Source organism: Pelomonas aquatica (assembly GCF_026712205.1).
GTDB lineage: Bacteria > Pseudomonadota > Gammaproteobacteria > Burkholderiales > Burkholderiaceae_C > Pelomonas > Pelomonas aquatica.
On record NZ_JAPPUW010000016.1, the window covers coordinates 70850 to 84614 of the forward strand.

General features: G+C 67.5%; 16 protein-coding genes. All 16 read right to left on the minus strand.

Annotated elements, in window-relative coordinates:
- Window positions 1-71: 71 nt before the first annotated feature.
- Window positions 72-485: a F0F1 ATP synthase subunit epsilon gene (locus NYP07_RS17125; RefSeq protein WP_268152580.1), complete on the minus strand. Its 414-nt coding sequence runs from the start codon at window positions 483-485 to the stop codon at window positions 72-74.
- A 130-nt stretch (window positions 486-615) separates the two neighbouring features.
- The gene (atpD, locus tag NYP07_RS17130; protein ID WP_268152581.1) at window positions 616-2028 is read right to left on the minus strand and encodes a F0F1 ATP synthase subunit beta; all 1413 of its coding nucleotides are present in this window, start codon (window positions 2026-2028) and stop codon (window positions 616-618) included.
- Between the two features lie 41 nt (window positions 2029-2069).
- Complete coding sequence (atpG, locus tag NYP07_RS17135) at window positions 2070-2942, minus strand: F0F1 ATP synthase subunit gamma (RefSeq protein WP_268152583.1); 873 nt, start codon at window positions 2940-2942, stop codon at window positions 2070-2072.
- A gap of 58 nt (window positions 2943-3000) precedes the next feature.
- Window positions 3001-4554, minus strand: coding sequence for a F0F1 ATP synthase subunit alpha (gene atpA, locus NYP07_RS17140; RefSeq protein WP_268152585.1), 1554 nt, complete (start codon window positions 4552-4554; stop codon window positions 3001-3003).
- 97 nt (window positions 4555-4651) lie between these two features.
- Complete coding sequence (locus NYP07_RS17145; protein ID WP_268152587.1) at window positions 4652-5185, minus strand: F0F1 ATP synthase subunit delta; 534 nt, start codon at window positions 5183-5185, stop codon at window positions 4652-4654.
- Window positions 5186-5656, minus strand: coding sequence for a F0F1 ATP synthase subunit B (locus NYP07_RS17150; RefSeq protein ID WP_268152589.1), 471 nt, complete (start codon window positions 5654-5656; stop codon window positions 5186-5188). It abuts the gene before it with no gap.
- 72 nt (window positions 5657-5728) lie between these two features.
- Entirely contained in the window at window positions 5729-5995 is a 267-nt protein-coding gene (gene atpE / locus NYP07_RS17155; RefSeq protein ID WP_378990698.1) for a F0F1 ATP synthase subunit C, read from the minus strand.
- 65 nt (window positions 5996-6060) lie between these two features.
- The gene (gene atpB, locus NYP07_RS17160; protein ID WP_268152591.1) at window positions 6061-6915 is read right to left on the minus strand and encodes a F0F1 ATP synthase subunit A; all 855 of its coding nucleotides are present in this window, start codon (window positions 6913-6915) and stop codon (window positions 6061-6063) included.
- A gap of 16 nt (window positions 6916-6931) precedes the next feature.
- The gene (locus tag NYP07_RS17165) at window positions 6932-7426 is read right to left on the minus strand and encodes an ATP synthase subunit I (RefSeq protein ID WP_268152593.1); all 495 of its coding nucleotides are present in this window, start codon (window positions 7424-7426) and stop codon (window positions 6932-6934) included.
- A gap of 147 nt (window positions 7427-7573) precedes the next feature.
- Window positions 7574-8467 carry an SMP-30/gluconolactonase/LRE family protein gene (locus NYP07_RS17170; RefSeq protein WP_268152595.1) on the minus strand — a complete coding sequence of 298 codons (894 nt, stop codon included), beginning with the start codon at window positions 8465-8467 and terminating at the stop codon, window positions 7574-7576.
- Window positions 8468-8484: 17 nt separating this feature from the next.
- On the minus strand, window positions 8485-9000 hold the full coding sequence (locus NYP07_RS17175) for a GNAT family N-acetyltransferase (protein ID WP_268152597.1): 516 nt from the start codon (window positions 8998-9000) through the stop codon (window positions 8485-8487).
- Between the two features lie 24 nt (window positions 9001-9024).
- On the minus strand, window positions 9025-9726 hold the full coding sequence (locus tag NYP07_RS17180; protein ID WP_268152598.1) for an alanyl-tRNA editing protein: 702 nt from the start codon (window positions 9724-9726) through the stop codon (window positions 9025-9027).
- On the minus strand, window positions 9726-10565 hold the full coding sequence (locus NYP07_RS17185; protein ID WP_268152600.1) for a PhzF family phenazine biosynthesis protein: 840 nt from the start codon (window positions 10563-10565) through the stop codon (window positions 9726-9728). The genes NYP07_RS17180 and NYP07_RS17185 overlap by 1 nt, the downstream gene beginning before the upstream one ends.
- Window positions 10558-11010, minus strand: coding sequence for a GNAT family N-acetyltransferase (locus NYP07_RS17190; RefSeq protein ID WP_268152602.1), 453 nt, complete (start codon window positions 11008-11010; stop codon window positions 10558-10560). Before NYP07_RS17190 ends, NYP07_RS17185 begins: the two co-directional genes overlap by 8 nt.
- Before the next feature lies 1 nt (window position 11011).
- Window positions 11012-11734, minus strand: coding sequence for an ABC transporter ATP-binding protein (locus tag NYP07_RS17195; RefSeq protein WP_268152604.1), 723 nt, complete (start codon window positions 11732-11734; stop codon window positions 11012-11014).
- Window positions 11735-11840: 106 nt separating this feature from the next.
- The gene (locus tag NYP07_RS17200) at window positions 11841-13754 is read right to left on the minus strand and encodes a branched-chain amino acid ABC transporter ATP-binding protein/permease (RefSeq protein WP_268152606.1); all 1914 of its coding nucleotides are present in this window, start codon (window positions 13752-13754) and stop codon (window positions 11841-11843) included.
- Between the last annotated feature and the right edge of the window lie 11 nt (window positions 13755-13765).

Genomic DNA, 13765 nt, shown 5'->3' on the forward strand with positions numbered 1-13765 from the left:
TCGGGCCTCGGAAAAACAAACGGCAGGCGCTCGGCCTGCCGTCATCGTCTCACCCTTGCGGGATGGGAGACTCACTTCTTGAGGAACTTCCGCAGCGCGGCGATCTGGGCCGCCTGGATGGCGAGTTCGCTCTGCGCCTTGGCGAGGTCGAGGTCGCTCTTCGCGTTCTTCAGGGCTTCCTCGGCCAGCTTCTTGGCCTCGGTGGCCTTGGCTTCGTCGAGATCCTTGCCGCGGATGGCGGTGTCGGCCAGCACGGTCACGCGGTTGGGCTGCACCTCGAGGATGCCGCCAGCGACGAAGACGAACTCTTCGCTGCCGTCGGTGCGCTCGATGCGCACGGCGCCCGGCTTGATGCGGGTGATCAGCGGCGTGTGCTTGGGCAGGATGCCCAGTTCACCGGCCTCGCCCGGCAGGGCGACGAACTTGGCCTCGCCGGAGAAGATCTGCTCTTCGGCGGAGACCACATCGACGTGGAGGGTTGCCATGAGATTGATCCTTGTTTAACGGGAAGAAGGTTCAGTAAGCGAGCAGACGGTGGGCTGGCTAGGCGCCGCGCGGAGGTGGACTCGCGTCCACCGAGCACGGCAACAACGCCAGCGCGCCGTATGCGAAGTCTTACTGAATCTTCTTCGCTTTCTCGAATGCCTCGTCGATGGTGCCGACCATGTAGAAGGCCTGCTCCGGCAGCGCGTCGCACTCGCCGTTGACGATCATCTTGAAGCCGCGGATGGTTTCCTTCAGCGGCACGTACTTGCCCGGGGTGCCCGTGAACACTTCGGCGACGTGGAAGGGCTGCGACAGGAAGCGCTGGATCTTGCGGGCGCGGGCCACGGCCAGCTTGTCTTCCGGCGACAGCTCGTCCATGCCCAGGATCGCGATGATGTCGCGCAGTTCCTTGTAGCGCTGCAGCACGGCCTGCACGGAGCGGGTCGTCGTGTAGTGCTCTTCGCCGACGACGTTGGGGTCGATCTGGCGGCTGGTGGAGTCCAGCGGGTCCACGGCGGGGTAGATGCCCAGCGCGGCGATGTCGCGCGACAGCACGACGGTGGCGTCCAGGTGGGCGAAGGTCGTGGCAGGCGACGGGTCGGTCAGGTCGTCCGCGGGCACGTAGACGGCCTGGATGGACGTGATCGAGCCGACCTTGGTCGACGTGATGCGCTCCTGCAGGCGGCCCATTTCCTCGGCCAGCGTCGGCTGGTAGCCCACGGCGGAAGGCATGCGGCCCAGCAGCGCGGACACTTCGGTACCGGCCAGCGTGTAGCGGTAGATGTTGTCCACGAAGAACAGCACGTCACGGCCTTCGTCGCGGAAGGACTCGGCGATGGTCAGGCCGGTCAGGGCCACGCGCAGACGGTTGCCCGGGGGCTCGTTCATCTGGCCGTAGACCATGGCGACCTTGGAGTCTTCCAGCTTGTCCTGGACGACCACGTTCGAGTCCGACATCTCGTGATAGAAGTCGTTGCCCTCACGGGTGCGCTCACCCACGCCGGCGAACACGGACAGACCCGAGTGCGCCTTGGCGATGTTGTTGATGAGCTCCATCATGTTCACGGTCTTGCCGACGCCGGCACCGCCGAACAGACCCACCTTGCCGCCCTTGGCGAACGGGCAGATCAGGTCGATCACCTTGATGCCGGTTTCGAGCAGGTCCTGCGAGGGGCTCAGCTCGTCGTAGGCGGGGGCTGCGCGGTGGATGGAGGCGGTCAGCTCGGAAGAGACCGGGCCGCGCTCGTCGATGGGGTTGCCCAGCACGTCCATGATGCGGCCGAGGGTGGCCTTGCCGACCGGCACCTTGATGGTGTCGCCGGTGTTGTAGACCTGGGTGCCGCGGCGCAGGCCGTCGGACGAGCCCAGAGCAATGGTGCGGACCACGCCGTCGCCCAGCTGCTGCTGGACTTCCAGCGTCAGGGCCGAGCCTTCCATCTTGAGGGCGTCGTACACCTTGGGCATCTTGTCGCGCGGGAATTCCACGTCCACGACGGCGCCGATGCACTGAACGATCTTGCCGACGTTTTGAGTGTTAGCCATTTGTGCGTTCCTTCAATTCAAATCTTTGCGTTCGGGCCGGATCAGCCCACCGCGGCCGCGCCGCTGACGATCTCGGACAACTCTTTGGTGATGGCGGCCTGGCGGGTCTTGTTGTAGACCAGCTTCAGCTCGCCGATCAGCGTGCCGGCGTTGTCGGTCGCAGCCTTCATGGCCACCATGCGGGCGGACTGCTCGCTGGCCATGTTCTCGGCGACGGCCTGGAAGACCAGCGCTTCCGAGTAGCGCACCAACAGTTCGTTGATGACGGTCGCGGCATCGGGCTCGTAGATGTAATCCCACGAGTGGGCCGGCTTTTCCGTCGCCAGCTCGCTGGCCTTGAGCGGCAGCAGCTGGTGCACCTGCACCTCTTGCTTCATCGTGTTGATGAACTTGGTGTAGCAGAGGTAGACGGCGGACAGCCTGCCTTCGGCGTAGGCGTCGAGCAGCACCTTGACGGGGCCGATCAGGGCCTCGATGTGGGGCTGGTCGCCGAGCTGCGTGGCGTGGGCCACGACCTTGGCGCCGATGCGGTTCATGAAGCCCAGGCCCTTGCCGCCGATGGCGACGACCTCGGCCTTGTGGCCAGCGGCTTCCACTTCCTTCAGCTTGGCCGTGGCCGCGCGCAGCAGGTTGGTGTTGAGACCGCCGCACAGGCCCTTGTCCGTCGTGACGACAACCATGCCGACCGTCTTCGCCTCCTCGTTCTTCACCAGGAAGGGATGGCGGTACTCGGGGTTGGCCTTGGCCAGTTCGGCGGCGATATTGCCGATCTTCTCCGCGTAGGGGCGGGCCGAGCGCATCCGTTCCTGCGCCTTGCGCATCTTGGACGCGGCGACCATCTCCATCGCCTTGGTGATCTTCTTGGTGTTCTCGACCGACTTGATCTTGCCGCGGATTTCTTTGCTTGAAGCCATTCGAACTCCTAGTCAGTACGGGGCTGAGGTTTGAGGCTCGGCCCCGAGGTTCCGTGGCTTAAGCGAAGGACTTCTTGAAAGAAGTGATCGCAGCGTTCAGCTCGGCTTCCGCATCCTTGTCCATCGCCTTGTCGTTCTCGAGCTTGGCGAGCAGCGCGGCATGGCTGGTCTTCAGGAACTGGTGCAGGCCGTGCTCGAAGGACAGGACCTTCTTGACCTCGATGCTGTCCATGAAGCCCTTGTTGGCGGCGTACAGCGAGGCGGCCATCAGCGAGATGGGCAGCGGCGAATACTGGGCCTGCTTCAGCAGTTCCGTCACGCGGGCGCCACGGTCCAGCTGCTTGCGGGTGGCTTCGTCCAGGTCGGAGGCGAACTGCGCGAACGCGGCCAGCTCACGGTACTGGGCCAGGTCGGTACGGATACCGCCGGACAGCGCCTTGATCAGCTTGGTCTGGGCGGCGCCACCGACGCGCGACACCGAGATACCGGCGTTGATGGCGGGGCGGATACCGGCGTTGAACAGGTTGGTTTCCAGGAAGATCTGGCCGTCGGTGATCGAGATCACATTGGTCGGCACGAAGGCGGACACGTCGCCGGCCTGCGTCTCGATGATCGGCAGCGCGGTCAGCGAACCGGTCTTGCCCTTGACCTCGCCCTTGGTGAAGGCTTCGACGTAGTCGGCGTTCACGCGGGCGGCACGCTCCAGCAGGCGGCTGTGGAGATAGAACACGTCGCCGGGGAAGGCTTCGCGGCCCGGCGGGCGGCGCAGCAGCAGCGAGACCTGGCGGTAGGCCACGGCCTGCTTGGACAGGTCGTCGTAGACGATCAGGGCGTCTTGGCCGCGGTCGCGGAAGTATTCGCCCATCGTGCAGCCGGAGTAGGCCGACACGTACTGCATGGCGGCGGATTCCGAAGCCGAGGCGGCGACGACGATGGTGTAGTCCATCGCGCCGGCCTGCTCCAGCGAGCGCACCACGTTCTTGATCGACGACGCCTTCTGGCCGATGGCGACGTAGACGCAGGTCATATTCTGACCCTTCTGGTTGATGATCGCGTCGATCGCCACGGCGGTCTTGCCGGTCTGGCGGTCGCCAATGATCAGTTCGCGCTGGCCACGGCCGACGGGAACCATCGAGTCAATCGACTTCAGGCCGGTCTGCACCGGCTGGTCAACCGACTTACGCGCGATGACGCCCGGGGCGACCTTCTCGATGACGTCGGTCATCTTGGCGTTGATCGGGCCCTTGCCATCGATGGGCTGGCCCAGCGCGTTGACGACGCGGCCGATCAGCTCGGGGCCGACCGGCACTTCCAGGATGCGGCCCGTGCACTTGACGGTGTCGCCTTCCGAGACGTGCTCGTAGGCACCCAGAATCACGGCGCCGACGGAGTCGCGCTCGAGGTTCAGGGCCAGACCGAAGGTCTGCGTGCCGTCAGCGGCCGGCGGGAATTCGAGCATCTCGCCCTGCATCACGTCCGAGAGGCCGTGGACGCGGACGATGCCGTCGGAAACGGACACGACGGTGCCCTGGTTGCGGATGTCCGTGCTGCCACCAAGACCCTCGATGCGGCTCTTGATCAGTTCGGAAATTTCAGCGGGATTCAGTTGCATGCTTGGTCTCCCAGGTGGCCGTTCCGTCGCCGGATCAAGGGCGGGGTCAGACGCGGGGGTGAATCGGTGGAATGTCTTGCGGGGCGTGGGCTGCGGATCAGGCCGTCAGAGCGACCTTCATGCGCTCCAGGCGGGCCTTGACGGAGGTGTCCAGCACCTCGTCGCCGACGACGACGCGAACGCCGCCGATCAGGCCGGGCTCCAGCTGCACATGGGCGTCGAGCTTGCGGCCGAAGCGCTTCTCCAGCGTGGCCTTGAGCTCGGCGAGCTGCGCGTCGCTGATCTCGAAGGCGCTGTAGATCTGCGCATCGGACACGCCGGAGGCGGCATTGGCCAGTACGTGATACTGGGCCACGATCTCGGGCAGCGCGGCCAGGCGGCCGTTCTCGACGACGGTCTGCAGCAGGTTCTGCACGCCGCCGGCCAGCGTCTGCTTGGCAGCCGCGGTCATGACCGCGACGACCTGGGCAGGCTGGGCCTTGGGGTGATCGGCGAACTGGCGCAGATCGGCGTCCTGCGCCACCTGGGCCAGCGCGTCGAGCTGCGCACCCCAGGCAGCCAGGTTCTGGCCCTTGGCGACTTGGAACAGCGCTTCCGCGTAAGGGCGGGCGATGGTGGCGATCTCGGCCATTTACAGCTCCGTCTTCAGGCGAGCCAGCAACTCGGCATGGACGCCGGCATTGACTTCCTTGTGCAGGATCTGCTCGGCGCCCTTGACGGCCAGCGCGGCGACCTGGTCGCGCAGCGCTTCGCGGGCGCGGCCGACCTGCTGGTCGGCATCGGCCTTGGCGGCGGCGAGGATCTTGGCGCCTTCGTCTTCGGCGCGCTTCTTGGCCTCGTCGACGATGGCGGCGGCACGCTTTTCAGCGTCGGCGATCAGCTTGCCGGATTCGGCCTTGGTCTGGGCCAGTTCCTGGGCGATCTGCGCCTCGGCGCCGGCCAGCTCGGCCTTGGCCTTGTCGGCGGCGGACAGGCCGGCGGCGATCTTCGCGGCACGCTCGTCGAGCGCCTTGATGATCGGCGGCCACACATACTTCATCGTGAACCCGACCAGGATCAGGAACACGATCATCTGAACGATGAGCGACGCGTTAATAAACACGGTGGTGCCTCACAAAGTTTCGAGTGCTTGAAGCCGCCCCCAGGAGTCCGAGGGCGGGGCGGCAACGTCGAATTACTTGCCGGCGATTTGCGTCAGCTGGCCCAGGAAGGGGTTGGCGGTGGCGAACCACAGGGCGATACCGGTGCCGATGATGAAGGCCGCGTCGATCAGGCCGGCCAGCAGGAACATCTTGGTCTGCAGTTCGTTCATCAGCTCGGGCTGGCGAGCGGCCGACTCCAGGTACTTGCTGCCCATGATGCCGATGCCGATACAGGCACCGAAGGCGCCCAGACCAATGATCAGACCAGCGGCGAGAGCAACAAAGCTAATGACTTCCACGATGACTCCTTAAGGGACTAGAGAGAAAAGGGTTGAAGGAAAACTGCTTGGGGAAACTTGAACGCTCAGTGCGCGTCGTGCGCCTGGCCGATGTAGATCAGCGTCAGCATCATGAAGATGAAGGCCTGCAGCGTGATGATCAGGATGTGAAAGATCGCCCACACCGAGCCGGCGACGATGTGGCCGATGGCCAGGCCGATGCCGGTGGCCGACAGGCTCCAGGCGCCACCCATCATCGCGATCAGCAGGAAAATCAGTTCGCCGGCATACATGTTGCCGAACAGCCGCATGCCGTGCGAGACGGTCTTGGCGACGAACTCGATGAGCTGCATCAGGAAGTTGACCGGATACAGATAGACCTTGTCGCCGAAGGGCGCGGCCACCAGCTCGTGCGCCCAGCCGCCGGCGCCCTTGACCTTGACGTTGTAGATCAGGCAGGTGACCAGCACGCCGATGGACAGACCCATCGTCATCGACAGGTCGGCCGTCGGCACGACGCGCAGCTTGGCGTGGTGGTCGCCGGTGATGTTCTGCCAAGCCCAAGGCAGCAGGTCGACCGGCAGCAGGTCCATCGCATTCATCAGGAAGATCCAGACGAACACGGTCAGGGCCAGCGGCGCGACGAGCTTGCGGCTCTCGGCGCTGTGCACGATGCCCTTGGCCTGGTTGGCGACCATTTCGACGAGGATTTCGACGGCGGCTTGAAAACGACCCGGAGCGCCCGACGTGGCGGACTTCGCCGCGCGCCACAGGAAGAAGCAGCTCAGCACGCCGAGGAAGATGCTGAAGAACAGCGAGTCGAGGTTGACGACGGAGAAGTCGGCGATGCCCTTCTGCGTGCCACTCTGGAAGTGCTGCAGGTGGTGAATGATGTATTCACCAGCGCTCGGGGCTGCGGTTTCGTGGCCTTCTGCTGCCATGTTTCGTTCTGCCTCGTCAGTTCTTTCGGCCGCGCCACGCGAGCGCCAGCCAGTTCACCTTGATGCACACCGCGAGGGTGACCAGCAGGGCTGGCCAGCTCAGGCCCGGCACCACCTTTGGCGCCAGCACCAGCATCGCGATCGATGCACCGATTTTCAAAAATTCCCAACCCATGAACCCCGCAGCCGCAGCGACTGCCGAGTCCACTCGCTTCGTCATGCCCCGCGCCAGCAGCATGTTGGGCAGCACCACCGCCGCGGCGCCGTACAGCGCCGAAACCATGGCCACGCCGGATGCCGTCCACAGCCGGATCACGGCCACGCACAGCAAGCCTGCCACCAGCTGCATCCCCAGCACACGCCAGGGCGACAGCATCGGCAACGCGGACTTCAATGCCGCCGCCTCATCCGGGCTCAAGGCCTTGACGGGCGGCTCCTCGTTCTCGTCGTCCCAGCCGCCGGCCGACGATGCGGCGGGAGGCCAGGTCTTGCGGGGGCCGGTTTCGGTCATGGCGCCAGATCCTGGGGTGGGCGACTCGGCCCCTAAAACTGCCAGGGGCCGCGCACCGAGATGACGCACGGGGCGCCATCCACAAAGCCCCTCATTATATGTGACGAGTTACACCGGGGTAAATGCAACCCCGGCGGCGCTCGGAATTCAGGCCTGCGTCAGCGTCGCAGGCAAGCCGGGCACATCGACACGCAGTTGCAGCACCGCGCCGGCCAGCGGTTCGCGCGCCAGCTCTTCGGCGGGACGCTTCTCGCGCGCCGTCGTGACGAAGAGCGTGCGGCCATCGGCGCCGCCGAAGGTGGGCATGGTCGGGCAGGTCACGGGCAGGTCGATGCGCCGCACGACGTCGCCGCCCGGCGCGATGCGCAGCACGCAGCCGCCTTCGAACATCGCGGCCCAGTAGTGGCCTTCGGCGTCCATCGCCGCGCCGTCGGGACGACCGCCATAGGCCTCGCCGGGCGTGCGCGGCTTGAATTCGGCGCAGACGCGCGGCGAAGACAGCGTGCCGGTGGCCACGTCGAAGTCGGCGACGTAGATGCGATGTGCCTTGGTGTCGGACCAGTGCATGCGCCGGCCATCGGGGCTCCAGGCCAGGCCGTTGGACGTCGTCAGGCCGGGCACCTGGGCCGCGAAGGCGCCGCCGTCGAAACGGTACAGCGCCGCCTCGGGCTCGCGCGCATCCGAAATGCTGCCGACCCACAGCCTGCCGGCCGGGTCGACCTTGCCGTCGTTGAAGCGCAGTCGCGCCGGGTCATAGGGCGGCGCGCTGACGAGATGCTGGGCGCCCGTCGACGTGTCCAGCGCCCACAGGCCATCGCGCCGCGCCACCAGCAGGCCGCCGCCCGCCCGCGCCGCGATGCAGCCCGGCTCGGCGTCCTGCGGCCACATGTCCGGCATGTCCGCGCCCTCGCGCCAGCGCAGCACCTGGCGGCCGGGGATGTCGACCGCGTAGAGGCATTGTTCGGTGGGATGCCAGAGCGGCGATTCGCCGAGCAGGCAGCGGTGAGCGCCCAGCGGCTGGATGTCGGGTTCGAGTGCCATGCCGGCACTCTAGGCGGTTATCCGAAGTAACTCGGCCGGAACGCGCCGAGTTCGGCCTTCAGGTAGTGGGCGCCGGGGATGGGATTGAAGCAGAACGGCGGCACCTCGACGAAGCCCAGGCTTTCGTAGAGGCCGCGGGCGGCCGCCATGTCGTCCAGCGTGTCCAGCAGCATGCGCGAGTAGCCGGCCTCGGCGGCGCGCTCCATCAGCGCCTGCGCAATCATGCGGCCCAGGCCGAAGCGGCGGAAGGCCGGGCGCACGAACAGGCGCTTCATCTCGCAGGCATTGGGGTAATCGGCATCGGGCAGCGGCCGGAAGGCCCCGCTGCCGGCGACCGCGCCGTCGACGGTGGCCAGCAGCATCAGGCCACCGGGTGGCGCGTAGGCGCCGGGCAGGGCGGCGAGTTCCGCCTCGAAGCCCTGGAAGCCCAGGTCCACCACCAGGCTGGCGGCGTAGTCGCGCAGGATGAGACGAACCTCCTGCCAGTCTTCGGCAGATTCGGGCCTGATCAGTTGGATATCGGGGGCGGCCATGACTTGCTCCGTGCACCGGCAGCCTCAACCCGCAAACCCCAGGACCACGCGACGCGTCATGGCCGACTTCTTCTCGATCTTCGTGACGACCACGGCGCCGATCTCGGCCGTGTTCGACACATGGGTGCCGCCGCAAGGCTGCAGGTCCACGCCGTTGATTTCCAGCACCCTCACCCGCCCGAGCCCGCGCGGCGGCTGCACGCTCATGGAGCGCACGAGGCCGGGGTTGGCGTCGAGCTCCTCCTCGCTGATCCAGCGGTGGCCGACCGGATGCGCCTCGGCGACGAGGCGATCGAGGCCGGCCTGGAGGGCGTCCTTGTCGAAGGGCTGGTCGGTGTGGAAGTCCAGCCGCGCATAGGTCTCGGTGATGGAGCAGCCGTCGACCGGATAGGGCAGCAGCGCGCACAGCAGATGCGTGGCCGTGTGGAAGCGCCGGTGGGCCTGGCGGCGCGGCGCGTCGACCTCCACGCGCACAGGCGTGCCGACGGCCGGCGGCTCGCCGTCGATCAGGTGGACGATGGCGCCCGGGCTCTCCTTGCTCTTGCGCGTGTCGGCGATGCGCCAGCGCTGCTCGCGCGAGACGAGCCAGCCGGTGTCGCCCGCCTGGCCGCCGCCGAGCGGGTAGCAGACGGTGCGGTCGAGCGTGACGCCGCCCTCCCCTTGCCCGACCACGGTGGCGTCGCAGCCCAGCAGCGTCGCGTCCTCGCGGAAGAGTTCTTCGGTCATCACAGCCTCACCTGGCCGTGGATCAGGGGCACGACGTCGCCGCCGATCCAGGTCGCATCGGCATCGCGGCGCACATGCACTCGGCCCGCGCGGCCGAGCGCGGCGCCCTGCGCGGCCACATAGCTGTCGCCCGCCAGGCCCGCCTGCTGCAGCCACAGCGCCAGGCCGGCATTCAGGCTGCCGGTGACGGGGTCCTCGGGGATGCCGAGGTCGGGCACGAAGGCGCGCACCTCGAACTGGCATTCGCTGCCGGCCGGATGGGCGCCGACGACGCCGAGCTTGAGGCCCTGCATCGCGATGAAGTCGGGCCGCAGGGCCAGCACGCCGGCCGCGTCGGCGAGGCGGACGGCCATCCAGCCGGGGCCGTTGTCGACCCACTGCGCGTCCAGCAGCGCCTCCGGCGCGATGCGCAGGGCCGCGATGGCCTGCGCGCGCGTGGCCGCGTCGACCGGGCCGCTGCGCTTCAGCGGCGGCGCGGCGAAGGCCAGGCGGGCGCCGTCGCGCTTCACGCGCACGAGACCGACGGCGCATTGCTGCACGACCTCGCCGGGCTTCTTCGCATCGCCGCCGCTGGCGAGGAAGGCATGGGCACTGCCCAGCGTCGGGTGGCCGGCGAAGGGCAGTTCGCCGCCGGGCGTGAAGATGCGCACGCGATAGTCGGCGGCCGGATCGGTGGGCGGCAACAGGAAGGTGGTTTCGCTGAGGTTGGTCCAGCGCGCAAACTCGGCCATCTCGGCGTCGGCGAGGCCGGCGCCGTCGACGACGACGGCCAGGGCATTGCCCTTCAGCGGGGTGGCGGTGAAGACGTCGACCTGGACGAAGCGGCGCAGTTCAGGCATTGGTTGGAGGCGAGGCGGTCAGGTAGAGACCCGGCCGCACGACCTCCATGCCGCGCTCCGGCGTCGCCAGCGGCTGGAAGCCGTGGCGGGCGTAGAGCGGCTGGGCGTCTCGCGTGAACAGCATGAAGCGGCGCAGGCCTTGCAGGTCCGGGTGAGCGAGCAGCGATTGAACCATCCAATCGGCCAGCCCCCGCCCCCTGTGGTCTTCAAGGACGTAGACGTCGCAGAGATAGGCGAAGGTCGTGCGGTCGGTGACCGCGCGGGCGAAGCCGACCTGGCCCGCGCCCTCGGCATGCAGCGCGATGCACAGCGAGTTCGCGATCGCACGCTCGACCAGCGCCAGCGGGATGCCCTCGCACCAGTAGGCGCGGGTCAGGAAGGCGTGGGCCGCGACGGCATCGATGTCTGCCGCCGCGAAGCTGAGGCGGTAGCCTCGCTTGTCCAACTCAGTGGCCGCCGCCCAGGTAGGCGGCCTGCACGGCCGGATCGCTGCGCAGCTTCTCGGCCGGGCCGTGCACGGCGATGCGGCCGTTCTCCAGCACATAGCCGTAGTCGGCCACCTTCAGCGCGGCGGCGGCGAACTGCTCGACGAGCAGCATGGTCACGCCGCGCGCCTTCAGGCTCTCGATGATGCGGAAGACCTCGTCGACCAGGATGGGCGCGAGGCCCATGGAGGGTTCGTCCAGCAGCACGACCTCGGGGTTGAGCATGACGGCGCGGGCCATCGCGAGCATCTGCTGCTCGCCGCCGGACAGCGTGCCGGCCAGCTGCAGGCGGCGCTCCTTCAGGCGCGGGAAAAGTTCGAGCGCGCGCTCCAGGTCACCGGCGATGTCGCCCTTGGGCCGCTCGCCCGTGTAGCGCGGGAAGGCGCCCAGGCGCAGGTTGTCGGTGACCGTCATCGTCGCGAACACGCGCCGGCCTTCGGGCGAATGGGCCAGGCCCTGGCGGGCGATGTGATAGCTCTCCAGGCCGTCGATGCGGCGCTCGTTGAGCGTGATCTCGCCACCGCTGGGCTTGATCATGCCGCTCACCGCGCGCATCGTCGTCGTCTTGCCGGCGCCGTTGGAGCCGATCAGGGTCACGACCCGGCCTTTGGGCACGTCCAGCGAGATGCCGTGCAGCACCTGGACCTTGCCGTAGCCCGCGCTGAGGTTCTTGATGGTCAGCATGATGAATGGAGCCCTCCGGCTGTCGGGTACGCCAGCCGACTCCCCGAGGGAGTGCGGGCCGGCTTGGGAGCGGCCCGGCGCTCGGCCCGCTGTATGCAGGCCACCGTCATGACGCCTGGCCGCCCAGATAGGCCTCGATGACCTTCTCGTTGGCCTGCACCTCGGCCGGCAGGCCTTCGGCGATCTTCTGGCCGAAGTCCAGCACCGAGACGCGGTCGCACAGGCTCATGACGACGTCCATGTGGTGCTCGATGAGGATGACGGTGACGCCGGCCGCGCGGATCTTGCGGATGATCTCGAGCAGCTCCTTGATGTCGGGCGCGGTCAGGCCGGCGGCGGGCTCGTCGAGCAGCAGCAGCTGCGGGTCCAGCGCCAGCGCGCGGGCGATCTCCAGCAGGCGCTGCTTGCCGTAGGGCAGGTTGCGCGCCTCCTCGCCGGCCAGCACGTCCAGGCCGACGAACTCCAGCAGCGCATGCGCGCGGGCGCGCTGCTCGAGGTCCTCGCGCCGGTAGCGCGGCAGGTGCAGCGCGATGTCGACGAGGTGGCTGCTGAAGCTGTGGTGCAGGCCGACGAGCACGTTCTGCAGCGCCGTCATCTCGCCGAACAGCTGCACGTTCTGGAAGGTGCGCGCAATGCCCGACAGCGCAATGTCGGACGAAGTGCGGCCGTTGACCGTGCGGCCGGCGAACACCACCGTGCCGGCGGTGGGCTGGTAGATGCCGGTCAGCACGTTCATCATCGTGCTCTTGCCCGAGCCGTTGGGGCCGATCAGGCCGTGGATGCTGCCGCGCTGCACGACGAGGTCGACGTTGTTCAGCGCCTTCAGGCCGCCGAACTGCATCAGCACGCCGCTGGCCTTGAGCAACTCGGCCTCGCCCTGGCTGCCGGCGCGGGTCAGCGCGGCGGCGGCGCCCTGGGTCAGGTCGCGCTCCTGCTTCACCTTCAGGTTCAGCGCATTGCGCACGAAGCCGACGATGCCGTCCTGCAGGTAGTAGACGACGAACAGCGTGATGAGGCCGAAGATGGACAGCCGCCAGTCGGTCATCGTCTGCAGCTTGAACGAGACCGCCGCGAGCGCGATGCTGCCGACCACGGGGATGGCGGCGGCCTGCCTCGTCAGCTTGCCGCGCTTCAGGCCCACGGCCACGGAGAGGGCCACCATGACGGCCAGCACGACGGCGCCGATGCGGAAGACCTCCAGGTCGTCCAGCAGCTTGGGCAGCATGACGATGATGGCCGCGCCGAGCAGCGCACCGGTGCGGGTCTTGCGGCCGCCCATGATGATGGCCAGCAGGAACATCACCGTCAGCTCGAAGTTGTAGGTGTTGGGGCTGATGTACTGCTCGGAATAGGCATAGAGCGAACCCGCCAGGCCGGCCAGCGCCGCCGAGATGACGAAGGCATAGACCTTGTAGCGGTAGACCGAGACACCCATGCAGTCCGATGCGACCGGGCTGCCGCGCAGGGCCTCGAAGGCGCGGCCGAGCTGGGAGTGCAGCACGCGGTGCACGAAGACCAGCGCCGCGACGAGGCAGGCCATGACCAGCCAGTAGAACTGCATCTCGTCGAGGGGGTGGCCGAACAGCGCCGGCTTGGTCAGCGTGATGCCCATCGGGCCTTCGGTCAGGAAGCTCATCTCGTTGATGAGGATCTGGATGATGGTGCCGAAGGCCAGCGTGACCATGGCCAGGTAAGGCCCCGTCACGCGCAGCGCCGGCAGCGCCAGCATCGCGCCGAACACGGCCGCCACCGCGATGGCGGCCGGCAACGTCGCGTAGACCGGCGCATCCAGCTTCAGGATCAGCACGCCCGCCGTGTAGGCGCCGATGCCGAACAGGCCCGCGTGGCCCAGCGACACCTGGCCGGTGTAGCCGACGACGATGTCCAGGCCGAACAGCACGATCGCGTAGATCATGATGGTCTCGACCAGGTGGATGTAGTACGGGTTGCCCGACAGCAGCGGGAACGCGCCCAGGGCGGCGACCGCCACGGCGCCCAGCGCTAGGTTTTTTATGTTCATGTTTTCAGCCA